This is a genomic window from Streptomyces sp. NPDC093071, assembly GCF_044754545.1.
In the GTDB taxonomy this organism is placed as follows: Bacteria; Actinomycetota; Actinomycetes; order Streptomycetales; family Streptomycetaceae; genus Streptomyces.
Genome location: NZ_JBIVPH010000002.1, coordinates 462,130 through 481,374, shown reverse-complemented (window position 1 = coordinate 481,374; position 19,245 = coordinate 462,130). Strand labels below are relative to the sequence as shown.

Below are 19,245 nucleotides of genomic sequence, written 5' to 3'. Positions count from 1 at the left end.
CCGCTCCGTGCGGGCCCCTCGATTTTAGGGCCCACGGGGCGGTACGGGGGCGGCCGTCCGGCCGGGGCGCCCGGGTCCGGACCCGGCGACCGACCCCGTGTCACACGTTCTTCATGTCCTGTGCATGGTCCGCCGGAGCGGGCACGTCCATGATCGGCGACGGGCCGCGCCCCGCCCGTCTCCCTCCCCCTCCGCCCAAGGAGCCCCGCCATGTCCAGCCGCCGCCGTTTCCTCGCCGGATCCGCCGCCACGCTCGGCCTCGGCACCCTGCCGGCGACCGGCACCGCCGAGGCGCTCACGGCCGGGACGGCACCGGCGGCGCCCGGGGCCGTCGCCGACACCCCGGCGGCCGCCACCCGGCCGCCGAACCTGGTCGTCGTCCTCGCCGACGACCTCGGCCACGGCGAACTCGGCGCGTACGGCCAGAAACTCATCGCCACCCCGCGCATCGACGCGCTCGCCGCCGCCGGACTGCGCTTCACCGACGCCTACGCGACGGCCGCCGTCTGCGCCCCCTCCCGCTGCTCGCTCCTCACCGGCCTGCACACCGGGCACGCGACCGTACGCGCCAACCCGTCCGGCGCCCAGGGCGCCCTCACGGCCGACGACACCACCTTCGCCCAGGTGCTCGGGGCCCGCGGCTACCGCACCGGCCTCATCGGCAAGTGGGGCTTCGGACCGGAGAGCGCCGCCCAGGACAGCCACCCCAACGCCCGGGGCTTCGAGGAGTTCTACGGCTACATCGACCACGGCCACGCCCACCAGTACTACCCGGCGTACCTCTGGCACAACGGCGCCAAGGAGACGATCCCCGCCAACGCGAACGGCGCCAGGGGCGCCTACGCGCCGGACCTGCTGCGCCGGAAGGCCCTCGACTTCGTCGACCGGCACGCGGCCGAACCGTTCCTCCTCTTCCTGACCCCGACCGTGCCGCACGCCCCCAGCGACGTCCCCGACACCGGCGCGTACGCCTCCCGGAACTGGAGCGAGGCCAACAAGGGGCACGCCGCGCAGGTGAGCCTCTTCGACGCCCTCGTCGGCGACGTCGTCGACCGGCTGCGCGCCCACGGCCTGGAGGACGACACCGTCCTCCTCGTCACCAGCGACAACGGCCCCCACGAGGAAGGAGGGGTCAACCCCGACCTGTTCGACTCCAACGGACCGCTGCGCGGCTACAAGCGCAACCTGTACGAGGGCGGCATCCGCGTCCCCCTCGTCGCCTGGGGCCCCGGCCGGGTCCGGCCCGGCACCAGCGACCGCCCGACCCCGCTCACCGACCTCCTCCCCACCCTCGCGGAACTCGGCGGCGCCCCCGCCCCCACCGACGTCGACGGACTGTCGGCCGCGCCCCTCCTCACCGGCGGCACGGACCCGGCCCGCCACGACCACCTCTACTGGTACCGCGACGAGAGGGGCGTCACCTCCCGCGCCAACGCCCAGGACCGGCAGCGCGCCGGATGGCTCGCCGAGGCGCTCCGCAAGGACCGCTGGAAGGCGGTCCGCTTCGCCCCCGTCCGCGACCGCGCGCTCCCCGACGCCCAGTGGCAGGTCGAGCTGTACGACCTGGCCACCGACCCCGGCGAGACCTCCGACCTGGCCGCCCGCCACCCGGCCCGGGTCACGGAACTGGTCGCCCTGATGCGCTCCTCCTGGCGCGACCAGTACCCCCGGGCCGCCTTCGGGGCGTCCCTGACGATGCCGCCCCTCGCCGTGCCGGGGAAGCCCTTCACCGCCACCGCCGTCCTCGCCAACGGCTCGGCGCGTCCCTGGACCTCGGCCGCCCTCGCCCTGAAGGTCCCGGCCGGCTGGACCGCGCGCGCCACCACGGCCACCACGGCGGCGCGGCTCGCCCCCGGCGCGCGGCTCACCGCCGCCTGGCAGGTCACCCCGCCCGCCGGCGCCCCGGCGGGCGCCCCCTGGACGCTGACCGCCGAGGGCACCGCCACCGCCCCGGGCGGCCCGGTGCGCTACGCCGCCACCGGCACCGCCACCACCCCGCCCCCGGCGCCCACCGAGGACGCCTACCTCTCCGACCTGCCCTGGATCAGCGCCGTCAACGGCTGGGGCCCGGTCGAGCGCGACACCTCCAACGGCAAGAACGCCGCGGGCGACGGCACCCCGATCTCCTTCGGCGGCACCACGTACCCCAAGGGCCTCGGCGTCCACGCGTACAGCGACGTCGCCTTCCACCTGGGCGGCGCCGCCGACCGCTTCACCGCCCTCGTCGGCATCGACGACTTCTCGGCCCGCCAGAGCTCCGCCGGCGCCACCCGCGCCACCGTGTACGGCGACGACCGCGTCCTGCACACCACCGGCGTCCTGACCGCCGCCACCGGCCCCGTCCCCCTCGACCTCGACGTCCGGGGCGTCCGGGTCCTCCGCCTGGAGGTCACCGACGCCAACGACAGGACCTCCTTCGACCACACCTCCTGGGCCCTGGCCCGGGTCACGGTCGTCCGGTGACCCCCGGCCCGGCCCTCAGTCCTCCGGCGGCACGCAGAGCACCGGCACCGTCGACATGTGGAGCAGCTTGTGCGGGGTGGAGCCCAGGAGGGCGCCGCGGATCGGGCTCTCGCTCCAGCTGCCGACCACGATGGCCCGGGCCGCGTGGCGGGTCGCCGCGTCGATGAGGGCCTGGGCCGGTTTCTCGTCGATGACCTCGACGACGGTCGGCACGCCCGCCCGGTCGGCCTCCGCGACCGCGTGTTCCAGACCGGTGCGGCCGGCCTGCCGGATGGCGTCGTGGTGGGAGCGGTACTCCTCCCCGGTGGGGCCGGGGGCCGCAGCGCCGTAGACCAGGACGAGCGTCTCGTCGAAGGCCGCCGCCACCTCGACCGCGATCCGCAGCGCGCGGGCGGCCCCCGGCGACTCGTCGTACCCGAGCACGATCGACATCTCAGCCCTTCCCCTCGCGGATGCCCCGGACCACGTCCGGATCGGCCACCCCCGGCCGTTCGTCCCAGAAGGCGGGCGCCCGCAGCCGCCACACGATCATGATGACCACCCCGACGGCGGCGATCCCGAGACCGATGACGAGCGGCGGACCGAGGCCGAGCCACGAGCTGCCGCTGTACGAGTTCGCCGGGTCGGACATGTCGGCGACCGACCGCACGAGCAGCCACGTCAGCAGCCCCGCGCCCACCAGCGGGCCGAGCCCGATCAGCAGGAAGTTGTGCAGGCTCTCGAAGAGGTGGCGCCGGTAGTAGACCGCACAGGCCACCCCGGTGAGCGCGTAGTAGAAGGCGATGAGCAGCGACAGGGCGGTGAGCGAGTCCAGGAGCGCGTTCTCGCTGATCTGGTTCACCGTCAGGTACCAGACGATGGCGATCCCGGCGACCCACCACGTACTGACGTCGGGGGTGCGGAAGCGCGTGCTGATCTGCCCGTAGTACGCGGGCAGCGCCCGGCGCCGGGCCATCGACAGGGCGGTCCGGGAGGCCGGGATGATGGTGGTCTGGGTGGAGGCGATCGCCGACGTGCACACGGCGAGCAGCAGCACCCAGTCCCAGCCGCCCAGGACGTCACCGGCGAGCTGGGCGAAGATGAACTCCTCCTCGCCGGCGTTCTCGGCGAGGAACGCGGGACCGGCGTAGGCCACCACCGCGAACCCCACCGACACGTAGGTCACGAGCAGGATCACCGTCGACCACAGGCCCGCCTTGCCCGGGGCGGTCGCCGAGTCCTCCACCTCCTCCGTGAGGTTGACCGCCGACTCCCAGCCCCAGTAGATGAAGACGCCGAGCAGCAGCCCGCCGGTGAGGGCCGCGCCGCCGGCACCGAACGGATTCAGCCAGTCGAACGACGGCTCCACCGCGTCGTACGCGCTGGTCCCGGCGTACACCTTGGCGAGCGCCACGCACACGAAGACCAGCAGGAACACGACCTGGGCCAGGATCAGCACGTTCTGCACCTTGGCCGACAGCTCGGTGCCGATGACGCACACGGCCGTCATCGCGAGGATGAGCAGCACGGTGAGCAGCTGGCGCACGAAGGAGTTCTCCACCCAGCCGTCGAGGCCGACGGCGAGCAGCCCGAAGCTCACGGCCACGTCGGCGAGCGAGCCGACGACCAGGACGCCGGTCATCGCGATGGCCCAGCCGCCCAGCCAGCCCGCCCAGGGCCCCATCGCGCGCGTGACCCACGAGAAGGTCGTCCCGCAGTCCTGGTCGACCTTGTTCAGGTAGTAGAACGCCGACGCGATCAGCAGCATCGGCACGAAGGACGCGACCATCACCCCGGGCGCGTAGATCCCCGCGAGCGCGACGATCGGGCCGATGACGGCGGCGATGGAGTACGCGGGGGAGGTGGAGTTGAGCCCGATGACGAGGGCGTCGACGAAGCCGATCGCGTCGTGCTTCAGATCCGCCGGCCGGTCCTCGGGTGCGGCGTCCTCGGTTGCCATGTTCCCTCGCTCCCGTTCCGCTCGGACAGAGCAGAGAGACGTGTCCCTCCACCGATCGTAGGAAGGGGCGGTTCCGCCCGCACGCCGGGCGGCCGGAACCGTCGCCCGTCCGGGGCACGCCCCCTAGCATCACAAAGGCCCGCGCCCGCCTCACGGAATGGAACGGAACGCCCGATGCCGAAGGACCTCGCCGGTTTCGCCGAACTCTCCACGCCCCTGGTCGCCGACGCCTGCGTACGGCTCGGGGAACCGCTGCGCGCCGCGCCCGCCGGGGTGTTCCCCGTCGTCGACGGGCAGCGGGTCGCCGGGCGGGCGCTCCCCGTCCGGCACTACGGAAGCGTCGACGTCTTCCTGGAGGCCTTCACGCGCGCGGAGCCCGGGGACGTCCTCGTCATCGACAACGCCGGCCGCCGCGACGAGGCCTGCATCGGGGACCTCGCCGTCCTGGAGGCCCGCGCGGCGGGCGTCGCCGGGATCGCCGTCTGGGGGCTGCACCGCGACACCCCGGACCTCGTCCGGATCGGACTGCCCGTCTTCTCGTACGGCCGCCACGCCCCCGGCCCCGTGCGCCTCGACCCGAGGGAGCCGGACGCGCTGCGCTCCGCGCGGTTCGGGGAGCACGAGGTCACCCCGGACGACGTGGTGTTCGGCGACGACGACGGGGTGCTGTTCGTGGCCGCCGACCAGGCCGGGGCCGTCCTGGAGACCGCGCTGTCCCTCTTCCGCACCGAGCGGGAGCAGGCCCGGCGCATCGAGGAGGGGCGGACCCTGCGCGAGCAGACCCGCTTCGACGCCTATCTGGCGGGCCGGGCCGAGGACCCCTCGTACACCTTCCGGCGGCATCTGCGCCGGATCGGCGGTGCGATCGAGGAGTGACGGACCCGGCCCGGCGGGGCGTCAGCCCTCGAAGCCGACCGTGCCGTCCGGCAGGACCGCCTCGACCCGCGCGCCGTGCTCCACGGTCCGGCTCACCGTGCAGAACTTCTCGTGGGTCAGGCGCACCCCGCGCGCGAACACCTCCGCCGCCTTCGGGTTGCTGTCCGGCAGGTCGAACTCGTAGCTGACCCGGATCCGGCCCACCCGGCCGTCGTCCTCGGGACCCGAGACCGACTCCACCACGATCCGCAGGTCGTCGTGGTCCACCGCCCGCGCGGTCCGGTCGATCACGAGCCCGCCGCAGCCGCCCATCGCGGCGAGCAGCAGCTCGACCGGCGTGAACGAGGGCTGCGCGTCGGCGTCGTCGGCCGCGGCCATCCGCACCTCCGCGCCCCGGTCGTTGCGGGCGGTCCAGTTCCGGTATCCGGTGCGGACGGTCTCGATGCGGTAGTCGGCCATGGCGGCGGGGCTCCTTCGTGCTCGTACGGTCGGCCCGCCCACGGTACGCCGGGGCGGGCCGGCGGGCCCGCGCGGACCGAACCTGAGTAGCGCGGTGCGGACGTCTGAGTACGCCGACCGATACGGCGGGCCCCCGCCCGCCGCTTGACTGGGAGCATGACCTCCGAAGCCCGGCGCAGCCGCCCCCTCCAGCACGTCACCGCCACCGGCGCCGCCCTCGCGGTGGCCCTCGGACCGGTGCTCGTCGGCGCCCTGATCGCCCGGTCGGTCGGCGCGGACCCGATGGCCTCCGTCAACGCCCTGATCGCGGGCGGCGGCCAGCGCGCCCGGATCTCCCGCGCCCAGCTCAGGAGCGGCACGGGGCTCCGGAAGGCCACCGGGCTCCGGGGCGGGGCCGGATCCCGGAAGGCCACCGGGGGCGGGGCGGAGGACCGGTGCGGCGCGCGCCCCCGGTTCGGCTCAGTCGCGCGGCTTGCGCGCCAGGAGGAAGCCCTGCGGCGTCTTCTCCCCGGGCTCCGGCTGCCGCACCAGACGGGCCGACTCGACGAGACCGGCCGCGGCCAGGAGGTCCGCGACGCGGTCGGGTGACCGGCGGTACACGTCGAGGGCGACCTCGTGCCCGTACGCCCGCTCCAGCCGTACCCGCTCGTCCCCCGCCTTGAAGGCGAGCAGGAGCCGTCCGCCCGGTGCGAGGACCCGGTGGAACTCCGCGAAGGAGGCGACGAGTTCGTCCTCCGGCATGTGCACCGTCGCGTACCAGGACAGGACCCCGCCCAGCGAGGCGTCCGGCAGGTCGAGCGCCGTCGTCGACCCCACCTCGAAGCGCAGCCCCGGGCGGGTCGCGCGGGCGACCGCGATCATGCCCGGCGACAGGTCCACCCCGAAGACCTCGGCGCCGATGCCTCGCAGATGGGACGTCACCCGCCCCGTCCCGCAGCCGAGGTCCCCGATCGTACGGGGCCCGCCGGCCCGCTCCACCTCCTCCGCGAACCCGGCGAGCACCGCCCGGTCCAGCGGGACCGCGTCCAACTGGTCGGCGAGCAGCCGCTCGTAGTCGGCGGCGACGGTGTCGTACGAGCGGCGGACGGCAGTGACGCGTGCGGTCTCGGTCATGGCGGCACCCTACGGCCGTGTCTCCCGAAGGGGCCCCGCGGGCCGCCCACATGAGCGATGATCACCGCATTCGAGGTGACCCGCGGTACGGGCCGGAGCCGTGGCGAAAGGGCAACCGGATGACGAGGCGCCGCCCGGGGCGGGACGAGCACCACACGAGCGGCGCCGACGGGCCGTACACCGGCGACGGCCCCGGGATTGACGACCTGCCCGGCCCCGGCGGCGGCCCCGGGACCGACGACCTGCCCGGTCCCGGCGACGCGTCCGGCATCGGCCGCCGCCGTTTCCTCGGGTACGTCCTCGCCGCCCCCACCCTCACCGTCGCCGCCCAGCTCGGCGCCGAGGTCCTCGCGCCCCGCGCGGCCGCCGCGGCCCCGGCGCCGGTCCCCTCGCCCCCGGGCCCCGCCGAACTCCTCGACCTGAACGACCTGCTCACCCTCGCCGCCCTGCCCACCAGCCACCTCCTCACGATCCGCCTCGACCCCGACGGCACGGCCCATCTCGCCCTGCCCCGCGCCGAGGTGGGGCAGGGCGTCACCACCTCCAGCGCCATGCTCGTCGCCGAGGAGCTCGACCTTCCCCTGGATAAGGTGCGGGTCACGCTCGCCGACGCCCGGCCCGAACTGCTCTTCAACCAGCTCACCGGCGGCTCCAACACCACCGTCTCCACCTACACCCCGCTCCGGGTCGCCGCCGCCGTCGCCCGGGGCCGGCTCCTGCACGCCGCCTCCCTCGTCCTCGGCCAGGCCGTCTCCACCCTCACCACGAAGGCCGGCGCCGTCCTCTCCCCGACCGGCGCGCTCCTCGGCTACGGCGAACTCGCCGCGCGGGCCGCCGCCGTGGCCGACTCCGCCGTCACGGTCACCCTCAAAGACCGCTCCCGCTTCCGGGTCATCGGCACCGGCCGGAACAGGGTCGACGCCCTCGCCGCGGTCACCGGGCGCAAGGAGTTCGCGATGGACCTCCGGGTCCCGGACGCGCTGCCCACCATGATCTGCCGCCCGCCCACGATCAACGGCACGGTCCGCTCCGTCGCCAACCTCGCCGAGGTCCGGGCCATGCCCGGCGTCACCGACGTCGTCACCGTCTCCACCGGCGTCGCCGTCCGCGCCCGCACCTTCGGCCAGTGCGTCGACGCCGTCCGCGCCCTCCGGGTCGACTGGGGTCCCGGCACCGCCGAGGGCGCCTCCGACGCCACCGTCCTGGCGAAGCTCCGCCGGGCCGAACTCCCGCTGGTCGTCCCGCCGCTGCCGCTCCTCACCAAGGCCGTCGACGCCCGCTTCACCTTCCACTTCGCCAGCAACGCCGCTCTGGAGACCAACTGCGCGATCGCGGACGTCCGTACCGGCTCCGCCGAGATCTGGGCCTCGCTCAAGGCGCCGATCGTCGCCCGGGAACAGATCGCCCTCCGGCTCGGCCTGCCGCCCTCGGCCGTCCGCGTCCACGTCACCGAGGGCGGCGGCTCCTTCGGCCGCAAGCTCTTCCACGACGCCGCCCACGAGGCCGCCGAGGTCCCCCAGGCCCTCGGCAAGCCCGTCAAACTGATGTGGCACCGCACCGACGACTTCCGCCAGGGCCGTACGCACCCGATGTCCACCTCGCGGGTGCGGGCCACCTACGCGCTCGGCGAGATCCTCACGTACGAGCAGCGCCACACCTCGATCGCCACCGACTTCGGGCACGGCATCGGCGAGCTCCTCACGGCGGAGGCGGCCCGGCTGCCCGTCGCCGACCTGGCGTTCTCCGAGACGATGTTCCAGCTCACCCAGATCAGCCCCTACCACCTCGGCGTCACCACCCAACTGCTCGCGGAGACCGACGAGGGCTTCAACACCGGCTCCATGCGGAACATCTACTCGCCCAACGTCCGCTGCGCCCAGGAACTCGTCCTGGACGAGGTGGCGAAGCGCACCGGCCAGGACGGGTACGCGCTGCGCCGCCGCCTGGTGAAGGACCCGCGGGCCAGCGCCGCCCTCGACGAGGTGGCGCGGGCGGGGGAGTGGGGCCGGATCATGCCCGCCGGCACCGCCCAGGGCATCGCCGTCCACACCGAGTACCACTCGGCCGTCGCGGTCCTCGCCGAGATCGACTGCCGCCCCGAGACCACCGGCCGGAAGGTCCCGAACGCCTACACCGGGCCGCGCGTGACCAAGGTGGTCTGCGCCGTCGACGTCGGCCTCGCCGTCAACCTGCGCGGCCTGGAGGCCCAGATGACGGGCGGCATCGCGGACGGCATCGCGATCACCCTGACCTCCGGACTCCACCTGGAGGACGGGCACTTCCTCGAAGGCAGCTGGGACCAGTACTTCTACACCCGGCAGTGGAACACCCCGCCGGAACTGGAGGTCATCGTGATGCCCCCGACCGGCGACGAGCCGGGCGGCGCGGGGGAGCTGGCGGTCGCCGCGGCCACGGCCGCCGTCGCCTGCGCCTACGGCCGGGCCACCGGCACGATGCCGACGGTCTTCCCCCTCAACCACGCCGCACCGCTCGCCTTCACCCCGCTGCCGACCGTCCCGCCCGTCCCCGCCTCGCCCGTCGACGGCCGCGCCCGCGCCCTCTGAGACCTGGAGCCCCCGTGCCGCAGCACACCTTCATCCTGAACGGCGAGGCCGTCACCGCCGACGTCGAGGGCGACGTCCGGCTCCTGTGGGTCCTCCGGGATGTCCTCGGCGTCACCGGACCCAAGTACGGCTGCGGGGTCGGCGTCTGCCGGGCCTGTGCGAGTCACCTCAACGGCAGGGAGTTCACGCCCTGCGCCGTCCCCGTCGAGGACCTCGCGCCGACCGACGAGGTCACCACCATCGAGGGCCTTCCCGGCACCGTCGGGAGCGAACTCCACCCGATGCGGGAGGCCTGGCTGGACCTCGACGTCGCCCAGTGCGGCTACTGCCAGCCGGGGCAGATCATGACGGCGGTGGCGACGGTCCGGCGGGCCCGGGAGGCCGGCCGCGAGGTCACCGAGGCCGACCTCGACGCGATCCGCAACATCTGCCGCTGCGGCACCTACCACCGCATCCGGCGGGCCGTCCTGGAGGGCGCCCGCCGCATGGCGTGACGGACGGGCCCCGGCCGCGACGGGCCGGTGGCCCGCCCCCGGAAGGGGCGGGCCACCGGTGCGGCGCGACTTCGCCTTCGCGCCCAGGAGCGCGAGCTCCCGCACGGGGGTGCCGCCCCGGCTCGCGGGGCGGCACCGGCCGGTCGTCCGGCGGTCAGTACTTCCGGCCGCGGGCGTCGGGGTCGTCCGGGTTCTCGAGGCCCTCGACCTCGATCTCCTCCTTGCGGACCTCGCCCGAGACGGTCTGTTCCTCCACGACCTCGTCGGCCTTGAGGCTCACCCGCTCGACCGGAACGGTCCGGGTCTCCACGACGGGGCGCTCCTCGTGGAGGATGACCTCGTGCTCGGCCTCGGTGATCTCCGGTCCGGAGAGGGCCTCGTCACGGTTGGCGTCGGTGATCGGCTCCCGCTCGATCCGCACCTCTTCGTGGCTCACGGGCACGGTCTGCTGGACCTCTTCCGTCACCACGTACTTGCGCAGCCTGACGCGTCCGGCCTCCGTGCGCTCGACGCCGACGTGCATCTGCTCCTCCGAGCGGGTCATCGCGTCGTCGTCCGTATGCGCGGCGCGTCCGGCGGCGCCGCCCGCCGCGAACCCCTCGGCGGTGCCCATGGGGCCGGTCGCGGTGCCGGTCCCGGTCCCGGCCTCCATGCCGGCCGCGGTGCCCGTTCCGGTGCCGCCGTGGGCCCAGCCGCCCTCACCGGGCTGGTTGGCCTGCTGCCAGGCGTCGTCCCACGCGATGCCGTAGTGGTCGAAGAGGCGGTGCTCCTCGCTCTCGGAGAGGTGTCCGCCGGCGTCGACGTCCACGTTGGGCGCGTCCTTGATGGTGGACTTGGGGTACGGGACCTCCAGGTGGTCGTCGACCAGAGCCGCGTCCTTGATCGGGACGAAGGATTCACTGGTGCCGAACATGCCGGTCTTCACCGTCACCCACTCCGGCAGGCCGGTCGCGTCGTCGACGAAGATGTGCTTCGCGTCGCCGACCTTCTTGCCCTCGGCGTCGTAGACGGGGTGGTCCAGCACGGCGTGGATCTGCTCTCGGGCGATCATGTCGACCCTCCTGCTCTCTCTCGTCTCGCTTATCCACGCCTCTTACCAGAGGAATCGGTCGGAAACGGGGCAAATTAATCTAATTATATTGAATGGTTAACTTTTGGAAGGGGTGGACACAGGACGGGGGAGGGCCCCCACCGCATCGACGCGGTGGGGGCCCTCGACGGGTCCGGGCGGGGTCAGGCGGCCGGCGGGACCCGCGACGGGCGGCCCGTGCCGCGCGTCAGGACGTAGCCGCCGATGCCCGCGAGCGCCGCGAGGACGCCGCCCGCCAGGGTCCAGAGCCAGCGGTCGGACCACCAGCCGGAGGACCAGCCGTCCTCCGGGGCCGCCGCCTCCACGGCGGACGGACGCCCCGCGTCGGCGTCCGCCTCCGCCTGGTCGGCGGTCGTCGCACCCGGGACGAGCGGCGCGGCGAGCGCCCCGTCCGTGGCGTGGGCGCCGCCCTCGTCCTTGACGTCCACCCCGAGCCGGGCGCCGAACGGCTGGCCGAGGTCCTCGTCCGGCAGACCCGTGACGGTCAGGCGGACGTAGTAGCTTCCCGGCAGCGGGTCGTTCGCCCAGGCGTCGGCCGAGGCGCGCACCGGACGCAGCACGCAGGCGAGTTCCACCTTCGCGGCGTCCTTCGCCGCCGTGCGGGACTGCATCCCGTACATGCACGGCTGACGGCGCCGCAGCCCGTCGTACACGTCGATCCGCCAGGTGGAGGGCCCGTGCCGCAGGGCCGCGTCCGGCAGGGTCACCGTGGCGTTCACCGTCGGGCGCTGCCCGGTGTCCGCCGGGAAGACCCAGTACAGGTAGTCGCCCGTGGCGGCCTGCGCGGACGCCTGCTGCCCCGGCAGGAACCTCGCGGCGGTGCGGAAGGTGGTGCCCGCCTCCGTGGGCCCCTCGGTGGAGCGGGTGTCCGGAGTCGCCGTGGCGGAGGGCGAGTCGGCGACGGCGGCCGGAGCCGCGAGCCCGAGCAGGGCGGCGCCCGCGAGGGCGGTCGCGGCGAGCGTGCGTACGGTGCGCATCAGCGGGTCCTCCAGACGGCGAGACGCCAGCGGGACAGCCAGCCCCAGATCAGACCGGCCAGGAAGCCGGTGAGCACCAGCGCCCCGAGCAGCCACCAGCCCCGGCCGAGGCCGAACGAGGCCACGTCGGACGCGGTCGCGGGACCGTCGACGACGTCCACGGTCAGCTCGATCGGCATCCCGGGCGTGGTCTTGACCGACGGGGGAGCGGAGAAGGAGTTGCTGACCTGGAGGCAGACCGTCTCGGCGGCCGGCTTGAGGTCGTCGGCGTCGGCGTCGTCCAGCTCCGGCTTCGGATAGCGCAGTCCGGTCGATATGACGTCCGTGCGGCCGTCGCCGGCCTCGGAGCCGCGCGTGATCTCCCGGCCGTGGCGGGTGACGGCCCGCAGCAGCACCCCGTAGTCGTCGTTGACGGCGCGGTCGGCCGACACGCTGACGGAGGCGCGCAGTTCCTGGCCGGGCAGCAGGTCCACCCGGTACCAGCGGTGCTCGCCGAAGGACTCGCGGTCCGTGTACAGACCGGGCTTCAGCTCCGGCGCGTCGGCGCACCGCGCGGCGCCCCGGGCGGCGACGGGCGTGACGACCGGGTCGGCCGCGCGGTCGACCAACTGCCGCACGCGGCGCGAGAGTTCCTCGGTGCGGTGGACCGAGGTGTACGTGCCTCCGGTCGCCTCCGCGATGCAGGTGAGCTGCTGCCGGGTCTTGGCGTCCGGCACCAGGCCCAGGGTGTCGATGACGAGGTGGATGCCCTTCGCCGCGATCTCCCGCGCCACCTGGCAGGGGTCGAGCGGGGCGCAGGTGTCCTCGCCGTCCGTGATGAGCACGATCCGGCGGGTGGCGTCGCCGCCCTCCAGGTCCTTCGCCGCGCCGAGCAGCGCGGGACCGATCGGGGTCCAGCCGGTGGGGGCCAGGGTGGCGACCGCCGTCTTGGCCTCGGTCCGGTCGAGCGGACCCACCGGATAGAGCTGGCGGGTGTCCTTGCAGCCCTGCTTGCGGTCCTGTCCCGGATAGTCGGCGCCCAGGGTCCGGATGCCGAGGCGCACCTCCTCGGGCACCGCGTCGAGGACCTCGTTGAAGGCCTGCTTCGCCGCGGCCATGCGGGACTTGCCGTCGATGTCCTCGGCCCGCATCGAGCCGCTGACGTCGAGGACCAGTTCGACCTTGGGGGATTCCTTCGCCGCCGGCGCGTCGGCGACCGCGTGGGTCGGCAGGAGCGCGGCGCCCAGAGCGGCGAGCAGCGCGCAGGCCCCGGTCGCCAGCCGTTTTCTCGTGATCATCGCCGGATCGTATTGACGATCGTCCGACAAACCAAAACGGGGGGCGGCGACCGGGGCCCGGGGCGTGTGGCCTCAGGGGGAAGGAGAGGCGGGATCCTTCCCGTCGTCCTCGGGCAGGGCCCGGGCCCGTACGGCGTGGGCGGGTTCCTGGTGTCCCCCCGAGGGCATGACGCGCACCTCGCCCCGGTCGCTGATCTCCGCGCGGATGATGCCGGTCGGGTCGGTGTAGACGGGATGGCCCCCGGAGCCCTTGTAGAGGGTGCGCTCCACGACCACGACGTCCTGGGTGGCGCCCGTGACGTCGGTGAACACCAGCTCGTATCGGGATATGCTCATTTGCCCCATTTTACGCCGATGTGGAGGTGGCACTGTCCGGGCCCGTGGGGAAGGCCCCTCAGGCCGTACGGGACACGGCGTCCACCAGGTGCGCCAGGGCCGCTCCGAGGGCCGCCGCCCCCGGGCCCGCCGCCCCGCCCGGCTCGGTCATGTAGAGGTCCCGGCGCATCTCGATCATCAGCGCGTGGACCCGGGGCTCCCGGCCGTAGTACGACAGCGGCACGTACGTCCCGGCGAAGGGGCTGTCCGTCCCCACCCCGCCGAATCCGCCGAACGCCTCCCGCGCCGCGTCGAGCAGCGCGGGAGGAGTGTGGAAGGCGTCCGTGCCGAGGCAGACCGGGGGCCGGGGGCCGTCGCCGTGCAGCTCGTACGGCAGCGGTTCGCTCGGGTACGAGTGGACGTCGATCACCACCGCCCGGCCCGTCGCCGCGAGCCTGTCGGCCACGGCTTCGGTCATGCCCCGCGCGTACGGCGTGAAGTACCGGTCGAGCAGCGGTGCCGGGTCGAACCCGTCCGGCCGCAGCCCGGCCCGGTGCGTGGTGCGCGTGTACACCGCGCCCATCCCGACGGCCGCCATCTCCTCCCGCTCGTCCGGGAAGCGCTCGGGGTCGACGACCAGGCGGGAGAGCCGGTTGACGAACCGCCAGGGGGCCGTGCCCGCCGCCCCGGCGGCCGAGGCGGCGATCTCCGCCGTGTGCGCGTCGGTGATGTGGTCCAGCTCCCGCGCCAGTTCGTCGTCGCCGAGCACGATCCCGGCCCGCACGTCCGGGGGCACCGCGCGGGAGGAGTGCGGCACGTGGAGGAGGACGGGGGAGTCCGGGGCGCCGGGGAGGAGGTGGAAGGGGGCGGCGCCGGTCGTGCCTGCCGTGCCGTCGCGGGGAGTCTCGTTCATGCCGGGATCCTCTCCCGACCCCGCCCGCGGCGTCACGAAACCGCTGGTTAGGGTGGTGGGAGGTTGCGCCGCCGCACCAGGGCCGGGCGCGAGACCGGGCCGACTGTCGACCACAGGGACCCGTACGACCACCCGTCCCCGCTTCACCCGGCCCCCGGCCGCCTGCCCCGGAAACACCGCATCGTCATGAGCACCGACACCGCCCCCGCCGCCCCCGACACGACCTCCGCCTCCGGCGCGGCCTCCGTCCCCGGCACCGCCCCCGTCCTCGGCGCGGCCTCCGGTCCCGGCACCGCCTCCGGCCCTGGCACCGCCCACGGTCCCGGCACCACCCCCGCCCCTGGTCCCGCCCCCGCCTCGGAAGGCCCCCGGCGCCCGAGGATGGCCGGGCGGGCCCCGGCGCGGCCCGCGCCCGGGGCCGCCGTCCACAGTGTCAGCGCCGCCACGGCCGCCCTCCTCGGGCTCGTCGGGCTCGGCGCCCTTCTCCACGAGCCCGTCCTGATACCCCCGCTGGCCGCCAGCGCCGCCCTGGTGCACTGTGCTCCCGCGCTCCCCCTCGCCCAGCCCAGGAGCGTGGTCGTCGGTCATCTGCTCGGCGCCGGCGCCGGATACGCGGTGGCCGCCGCCGCGAGCGGCAGCGCCTGGGCCGCCGCGCTCGCCGCCGGCGTCACCCTCGCGCTCACCACCCTGGCCCGAACCCCGCACTCGCCGGCCTGCGCGACCGCCGTCGTCGTCGTGCTCCAGGCGCCCGCCGCCGACCGGTTCGTCCCCCTCCTGCTCGGCTCCACGGTCCTGCTCGTCCTGACCGCGTACGCCGCCTCCCGCGTCCGGCGCGCGGCACCGAAGTACCCCGCCTACTGGTGGTGAACCCGGGCCCGGCGCCCGTGTGAGCCCCGCCGGGCGACCGTACGCCCTCCCGCCGTGCGCGTGTGCGGGCGCCTGTGACCCGATGCGCCCCGGCGTTCCGCGCCCCCGCGCGCCCTCCGTAAGGGTGATCGCGTCAACTTCCGTCCGGTTCCGGTCGGAAACCCCTGCCGGGGGCCGGGTTGTTCACCGTCCGGCCCACCAGTGCGTATTACCCTTCGTTGGTCTTCGCTTGACCTTGTCTTGGTGAAGCGTGATGCCGGTGGGACTCCGGGGAGGGACGTGCCGTGCCCTGCCACGGGCCGTTCCGTCCCGCCCCGTTCGTCCGTGCGACCACCGGCCCGCCCCCGCTCTCGAATCCCATGAGGGGAGATCCTCATGTCACCCTCCTCGCTCCGCCTCCGGCGGTTTCCCCATCTCCGACAGGACTTCGCGGCCTCGCTCGTCGTCTTCCTCGTCGCGCTGCCGCTCTGCATCGGCGTGGCCGTCGCCTCCGGCGTGCCCGCCGAACTCGGCCTGATCACCGGCATCGTCGGCGGGATCGTCACCGGCCTGATGCGCGGCAGCAGCCTCCAGGTCTCCGGACCCGCCGCGGGTCTCACCGTCCTCGTGTTCGAGGCGGTCCGCACCTTCGGACTCGCCGCGCTCGGAGTCATCGTGCTCCTCGCCGGACTGCTCCAGATCCTCATGGGCCTGCTGAGATGGGGCCGCTGGTTCCGGGCCATCTCCCTCTCGGTCGTCGAGGGGATGCTCGCGGGCATCGGCCTCGTCATCGTGGCCGGCCAGCTCTACGCGGCGGCCGGCCTCGACGCCCCCGACTCCGGCCTCGCCCGGCTCGCCGGACTTCCGGCCGCCCTGGTGGGCGCGCTGACCGCCCCGGCCAACCTGGTGCCGCTCGCCGTCGCGGCCGGCACGATCCTCGTGGTCGTGGGCTGGAGACACCTGCCGCCGAGGGCACGGGCCGTGCCCGGCGCGCTCGTCGCGGTCCTCCTCGCGGCCCTCGCCACCGCCCTCCTCGACCTCCCGGTCGCCACCGTGAAGGTGAGCGGCGTCCTGGACGCCGTGCGCGTGCCCGGCGCGGACGCCTTCGCGGGCCTGGCCGACCTCGCCCTGCTCGGCACCGTCCTCGCCTTCGCGCTGATCGCCTCGGCGGAGTCGCTGTTCAGCGCGGCCGCCGTGGACCGGCTGCACGACGGACCGCGCACCGAGTACGACCGGGAACTGCTCGCCCAGGGCGTCGGCAACACGCTCTGCGGCGTGCTCGGCGCCCTGCCCATGACCGCCGTGATCGTACGGAGCTCGGCCAACGTCCAGGCGGGAGCCAGGACCAAGGCCTCCCGGGTGCTCCACGGCGTGTGGCTGCTGCTCTTCGCCGCCCTGCTGCCCGCCACCCTGGAGTACGTGCCGCTCGCCGCGCTCGCCGGGATCCTGGTCCACGCGGGCTGGAAGCTGATCCCCTTCAAGGGGCTGGTCGCCCTGTGGCGCGACCACCGGGGCGAGGCGCTCGTCCTCGTCGTGACGGCCCTCGCGATCGTCACCGTCAACATGTTCGAGGGGGTCCTGATCGGCCTCGTCCTCTCCGTCGCCAAGGCGGCCTGGGACGCCTCCCACCTCCGCGTCGAGCGCACCGACGACGGCCACGGACCGGTGCGCGTCAGCCTGTCGGGGAACGTCACCTTCCTGCGGCTGCCGAAGATACTCGACACGCTCGAAGCCCTGCCCGGGGACCGCCCGGTCGAACTGGACCTCTCCGGACTCCAGCACCTCGACCACGCCTGCCGCGCCGCCCTGGAGACCTGGGCCGAACGCCACTCCGCCGCCGGCCCCGACTCCGTACGGCTGCACGGCCCGCCGGAGCACGCCCCCGACCGGCCGAAGGAGGGCGAACCCGCGCGGACGGGCTCCTGACTCCCGGTCACCGAACGGCCCGTGCAAGGAGATCGGGGATGAGAACGCAGGTCCTGGGTACCCGATGACCGTCCAACCCACTAGGGAGGAATCATGGGTCTGGGAGCTTTCATCATTCTGATCGCGGTGGGGGCCATTCTCACGTTCGCGTCGGACTGGCAGATGGAGGGGGTCAATCTCGATCTGGTCGGGCTGATCCTCATGGCGGTCGGCATCATCGGAACGGCGGCCTACGTCAGCGTGCTGCGCCGGCGCCGGATGGTCGTCCCCCCGGTCGCCCCGACGGTCACCGAGGACGACCGTCGGGACCTGCTCTGAACAAACGTTGCGGCACCGTCCCCGCGAGGGAACGCGAGAGGGGTGACCACGCTTCCGGCGTGGTCACCCCTCTCGTCCTTCCGTCTCTCGTCCTTCCGTCCGCCGTCCCGCGCGTTCCGGCGCGGCCGCCGCTCACCGGTCCACCGTCACCGCCGCGTGGATGGTCTTGCCGTCCGGCCGGGTGTCGACGGTGACCTCCCGGCACAGGCGGAGCACGATCGGCCAGCCGAAGCCGCCGGGGCGCAGCTCGCCGCGGCGTTCGTGGCGCGGTGCCTCCCGGCTGGCGTCCGCCACGGACACGGTCACGCGGTCGGGACCGACGGCGATGCCGAAGTCGGTGACCCCGCCCCCGTGCCGGTGCGCGTTGGTGACCAGCTCCGACGTGACCAGCAGCAGGTCGTCGACCTGGCCCGGCGGCAGGGGGCCGAGGGCCGCGAGCGTGTGGCAGACCAACTGCCGCGCCTGCGCGGGCGTACCGACCGGCGACGGCCCGTACGCTCCGGCGCCGGGGCGGGCCGTCGGGGCCGCCGGCGTACGGGACCGGGTGTCGCTCCGAGTGTTCATCACGAGGTCCCTTTCTTCCTGGTTCATCAACAGGTGACGGAATTCGCCTGCCCGTTCGTACGGAAGTGATGCGCGCCACTCCGGCCGCAGAAGGCGTCCCGTTTCGGGGAATGCGTTCGGAAAGTGGGGGTACGGGAACCGGAACTGCTGAACGGACCGTGAGAAAGAGGAGGTTGTCGCGTGCGGACCGAAACGGCCGAGGCGATGGCGACGTACGTGACGAGCGGTACGTGTGAGGACCTGCCCGTCCTCGATGCTCCCCACGAGGTCGCGCCCCAGGACGCCCGTACCCTGACGAAGGTCTTCCTCCGCGAGCTGGCGGAACGGGAGGAGGGCACCGAGGCGTACCAGTACGTCCGGAACACCCTGATCGAGATGAACATGTCGCTCGTGCGGTACGCGGCGGGCCGGTTCCGCGCGCGGGCCGACGAGATGGAGGACATCGTCCAGGTCGGCATGATCGGCCTGATCAAGGCGATCGACCGCTTCGACCTCTCGCGCGAGGTGGAGTTCGCCACCTTCGCGGTGCCGTACATCGTGGGCGAGATCAAGCGCTTCTTCCGGGACACCACCTGGGCGGTGCACGTGCCCCGCCGGCTCCAGGAGGCGCGCGTGGAGCTGGCCAAGGCGACCGACGAGCTGAGTTCGCGGCTCGGCCGGGCGCCCCGGGTCGCGGAGCTGGCGATGCTGATGGGTCTTCCCGAGGAGGAGGTGGTCGAGGCGCAGATCGCCTCGAACGGCTACAACTCGACTTCGCTGGACGCCGCGATCAACGGCGGCGACGAGGAGGACGAGGCGGCCCTGGCCGACTTCATCGGCGAGGAGGACCCGGCGCTCGCGCTCTTCGAGGACTTCCACACCCTCGCCCCGCTCGTGGGGGCCCTCGACGAGCGGGACCGGCTGCTGCTCCACCTCCGCTTCGTCGAGGAGCTGACGCAGTCGCAGATCGGCGAGCGGCTCGGCGTCTCCCAGATGCACGTCTCGCGGCTCCTGGCCCGCAGCCTCAACCGTCTGCGCGAGGGCATGTTCGAGCAGCCGCGCGCCACCGGGTGAGCGTTCGGAGGCACGTACGGAAAGGGCTCGCGCCCCCGGGAGACCGGGACGCGAGCCC

18 protein-coding genes are annotated in these 19,245 nt (G+C 74.1%); 8 read left to right on the top strand and 10 right to left on the bottom strand.

What is annotated here, in order from left to right; translation table 11 throughout:
- The first annotated feature begins 210 nt into the window (after positions 1 to 210).
- A complete protein-coding gene (locus tag ACIQD7_RS08010; protein ID WP_402440546.1) occupies positions 211 to 2,463 on the top strand; it encodes a sulfatase-like hydrolase/transferase in 2,253 nt (750 codons plus the stop codon).
- 15 nt (positions 2,464 to 2,478) lie between these two features.
- Here ACIQD7_RS08010 and ACIQD7_RS08005 read toward each other — a convergent pair whose 3' ends face one another.
- The gene (locus ACIQD7_RS08005; RefSeq protein ID WP_389667665.1) at positions 2,479 to 2,895 is read right to left on the bottom strand and encodes a universal stress protein; all 417 of its coding nucleotides are present in this window, start codon (positions 2,893 to 2,895) and stop codon (positions 2,479 to 2,481) included.
- Between the two features lies 1 nt (position 2,896).
- Complete coding sequence (locus ACIQD7_RS08000) at positions 2,897 to 4,402, bottom strand: APC family permease (protein ID WP_402440543.1); 1,506 nt, start codon at positions 4,400 to 4,402, stop codon at positions 2,897 to 2,899.
- A 174-nt stretch (positions 4,403 to 4,576) separates the two neighbouring features.
- On the opposite strand from ACIQD7_RS08000, the gene ACIQD7_RS07995 reads away from it, so the two are divergent.
- Positions 4,577 to 5,278, top strand: coding sequence for an RraA family protein (locus tag ACIQD7_RS07995; RefSeq protein ID WP_402440541.1), 702 nt, complete (start codon positions 4,577 to 4,579; stop codon positions 5,276 to 5,278).
- Between the two features lie 21 nt (positions 5,279 to 5,299).
- Here ACIQD7_RS07995 and ACIQD7_RS07990 read toward each other — a convergent pair whose 3' ends face one another.
- A complete protein-coding gene (locus ACIQD7_RS07990) occupies positions 5,300 to 5,737 on the bottom strand; it encodes an OsmC family protein (protein WP_351973942.1) in 438 nt (145 codons plus the stop codon).
- Positions 5,738 to 6,196: 459 nt separating this feature from the next.
- A complete protein-coding gene (locus ACIQD7_RS07985; protein ID WP_402440539.1) occupies positions 6,197 to 6,850 on the bottom strand; it encodes a class I SAM-dependent DNA methyltransferase in 654 nt (217 codons plus the stop codon).
- Positions 6,851 to 6,969: 119 nt separating this feature from the next.
- On the opposite strand from ACIQD7_RS07985, the gene ACIQD7_RS07980 reads away from it, so the two are divergent.
- Both ACIQD7_RS07980 and ACIQD7_RS07975 read left to right on the top strand, forming a co-directional pair.
- Positions 6,970 to 9,414 (top strand): molybdopterin cofactor-binding domain-containing protein, encoded by a 2,445-nt coding sequence (locus ACIQD7_RS07980; protein ID WP_402440537.1) that lies wholly within the window; start codon positions 6,970 to 6,972, stop codon positions 9,412 to 9,414.
- 14 nt (positions 9,415 to 9,428) lie between these two features.
- Positions 9,429 to 9,908: a (2Fe-2S)-binding protein gene (locus tag ACIQD7_RS07975; RefSeq protein ID WP_402440535.1), complete on the top strand. Its 480-nt coding sequence runs from the start codon at positions 9,429 to 9,431 to the stop codon at positions 9,906 to 9,908.
- Between the two features lie 154 nt (positions 9,909 to 10,062).
- Here ACIQD7_RS07975 and ACIQD7_RS07970 read toward each other — a convergent pair whose 3' ends face one another.
- The 5 genes from ACIQD7_RS07970 to ACIQD7_RS07950 all read right to left on the bottom strand — a co-directional run bounded on the left by ACIQD7_RS07970 (position 10,063) and on the right by ACIQD7_RS07950 (position 14,480).
- A complete protein-coding gene (locus tag ACIQD7_RS07970) occupies positions 10,063 to 10,959 on the bottom strand; it encodes a DUF2382 domain-containing protein (protein ID WP_402440533.1) in 897 nt (298 codons plus the stop codon).
- A gap of 182 nt (positions 10,960 to 11,141) precedes the next feature.
- Positions 11,142 to 11,975: a hypothetical protein gene (locus ACIQD7_RS07965; RefSeq protein WP_402440531.1), complete on the bottom strand. Its 834-nt coding sequence runs from the start codon at positions 11,973 to 11,975 to the stop codon at positions 11,142 to 11,144.
- Positions 11,975 to 13,252, bottom strand: coding sequence for a VWA domain-containing protein (locus ACIQD7_RS07960; protein WP_402440529.1), 1,278 nt, complete (start codon positions 13,250 to 13,252; stop codon positions 11,975 to 11,977). The genes ACIQD7_RS07965 and ACIQD7_RS07960 overlap by 1 nt, the downstream gene beginning before the upstream one ends.
- Before the next feature lie 72 nt (positions 13,253 to 13,324).
- Positions 13,325 to 13,588, bottom strand: a complete 264-nt coding sequence (locus tag ACIQD7_RS07955) for a DUF6296 family protein (RefSeq protein WP_402440527.1) — start codon at positions 13,586 to 13,588, stop codon at positions 13,325 to 13,327.
- A 58-nt stretch (positions 13,589 to 13,646) separates the two neighbouring features.
- Entirely contained in the window at positions 13,647 to 14,480 is an 834-nt protein-coding gene (locus tag ACIQD7_RS07950; protein WP_402440525.1) for an N-formylglutamate amidohydrolase, read from the bottom strand.
- 186 nt (positions 14,481 to 14,666) lie between these two features.
- Between ACIQD7_RS07950 and ACIQD7_RS07945 the strand changes: the two genes are divergently transcribed.
- The 3 genes from ACIQD7_RS07945 to ACIQD7_RS07935 all read left to right on the top strand — a co-directional run bounded on the left by ACIQD7_RS07945 (position 14,667) and on the right by ACIQD7_RS07935 (position 17,570).
- The gene (locus tag ACIQD7_RS07945; RefSeq protein ID WP_402440523.1) at positions 14,667 to 15,347 is read left to right on the top strand and encodes an HPP family protein; all 681 of its coding nucleotides are present in this window, start codon (positions 14,667 to 14,669) and stop codon (positions 15,345 to 15,347) included.
- Positions 15,348 to 15,722: 375 nt separating this feature from the next.
- Positions 15,723 to 17,252 carry a SulP family inorganic anion transporter gene (locus tag ACIQD7_RS07940; RefSeq protein ID WP_402440521.1) on the top strand — a complete coding sequence of 510 codons (1,530 nt, stop codon included), beginning with the start codon at positions 15,723 to 15,725 and terminating at the stop codon, positions 17,250 to 17,252.
- Positions 17,253 to 17,345: 93 nt separating this feature from the next.
- Positions 17,346 to 17,570, top strand: a complete 225-nt coding sequence (locus ACIQD7_RS07935; protein ID WP_030208016.1) for a DUF6458 family protein — start codon at positions 17,346 to 17,348, stop codon at positions 17,568 to 17,570.
- 132 nt (positions 17,571 to 17,702) lie between these two features.
- Here ACIQD7_RS07935 and ACIQD7_RS07930 read toward each other — a convergent pair whose 3' ends face one another.
- Positions 17,703 to 18,134: an ATP-binding protein gene (locus ACIQD7_RS07930; protein WP_402440518.1), complete on the bottom strand. Its 432-nt coding sequence runs from the start codon at positions 18,132 to 18,134 to the stop codon at positions 17,703 to 17,705.
- Positions 18,135 to 18,338: 204 nt separating this feature from the next.
- Here ACIQD7_RS07930 and ACIQD7_RS07925 point away from each other — a divergent pair, with 204 nt between their 5' ends.
- Complete coding sequence (locus ACIQD7_RS07925; protein WP_383415847.1) at positions 18,339 to 19,187, top strand: RNA polymerase sigma factor SigF; 849 nt, start codon at positions 18,339 to 18,341, stop codon at positions 19,185 to 19,187.
- The last annotated feature ends 58 nt before the right edge of the window (positions 19,188 to 19,245 follow it).

Bases quoted from the DNA above. Each gene is read 5' to 3' on its own strand.
- ACIQD7_RS08010 (WP_402440546.1), top strand. From the start codon at position 211: ATGTCCAGCCGCCGCCGTTTCCTCGCCGGATCCGCCGCCACGCTCGGC.
- ACIQD7_RS08005 (WP_389667665.1), bottom strand. From the start codon at position 2,895: ATGTCGATCGTGCTCGGGTACGACGAGTCGCCGGGGGCCGCCCGCGCG.
- ACIQD7_RS08000 (WP_402440543.1), bottom strand. From the start codon at position 4,402: ATGGCAACCGAGGACGCCGCACCCGAGGACCGGCCGGCGGATCTGAAG.
- ACIQD7_RS07995 (WP_402440541.1), top strand. From the start codon at position 4,577: ATGCCGAAGGACCTCGCCGGTTTCGCCGAACTCTCCACGCCCCTGGTC.
- ACIQD7_RS07990 (WP_351973942.1), bottom strand. From the start codon at position 5,737: ATGGCCGACTACCGCATCGAGACCGTCCGCACCGGATACCGGAACTGG.
- ACIQD7_RS07985 (WP_402440539.1), bottom strand. From the start codon at position 6,850: ATGACCGAGACCGCACGCGTCACTGCCGTCCGCCGCTCGTACGACACC.
- ACIQD7_RS07980 (WP_402440537.1), top strand. From the start codon at position 6,970: ATGACGAGGCGCCGCCCGGGGCGGGACGAGCACCACACGAGCGGCGCC.
- ACIQD7_RS07970 (WP_402440533.1), bottom strand. From the start codon at position 10,959: ATGATCGCCCGAGAGCAGATCCACGCCGTGCTGGACCACCCCGTCTAC.
- ACIQD7_RS07965 (WP_402440531.1), bottom strand. From the start codon at position 11,975: ATGCGCACCGTACGCACGCTCGCCGCGACCGCCCTCGCGGGCGCCGCC.
- ACIQD7_RS07960 (WP_402440529.1), bottom strand. From the start codon at position 13,252: ATGATCACGAGAAAACGGCTGGCGACCGGGGCCTGCGCGCTGCTCGCC.
- ACIQD7_RS07955 (WP_402440527.1), bottom strand. From the start codon at position 13,588: ATGAGCATATCCCGATACGAGCTGGTGTTCACCGACGTCACGGGCGCC.
- ACIQD7_RS07950 (WP_402440525.1), bottom strand. From the start codon at position 14,480: ATGAACGAGACTCCCCGCGACGGCACGGCAGGCACGACCGGCGCCGCC.
- ACIQD7_RS07945 (WP_402440523.1), top strand. From the start codon at position 14,667: ATGAGCACCGACACCGCCCCCGCCGCCCCCGACACGACCTCCGCCTCC.
- ACIQD7_RS07940 (WP_402440521.1), top strand. From the start codon at position 15,723: ATGTCACCCTCCTCGCTCCGCCTCCGGCGGTTTCCCCATCTCCGACAG.
- ACIQD7_RS07935 (WP_030208016.1), top strand. From the start codon at position 17,346: ATGGGTCTGGGAGCTTTCATCATTCTGATCGCGGTGGGGGCCATTCTC.
- ACIQD7_RS07930 (WP_402440518.1), bottom strand. From the start codon at position 18,134: ATGAACACTCGGAGCGACACCCGGTCCCGTACGCCGGCGGCCCCGACG.
- ACIQD7_RS07925 (WP_383415847.1), top strand. From the start codon at position 18,339: ATGGCGACGTACGTGACGAGCGGTACGTGTGAGGACCTGCCCGTCCTC.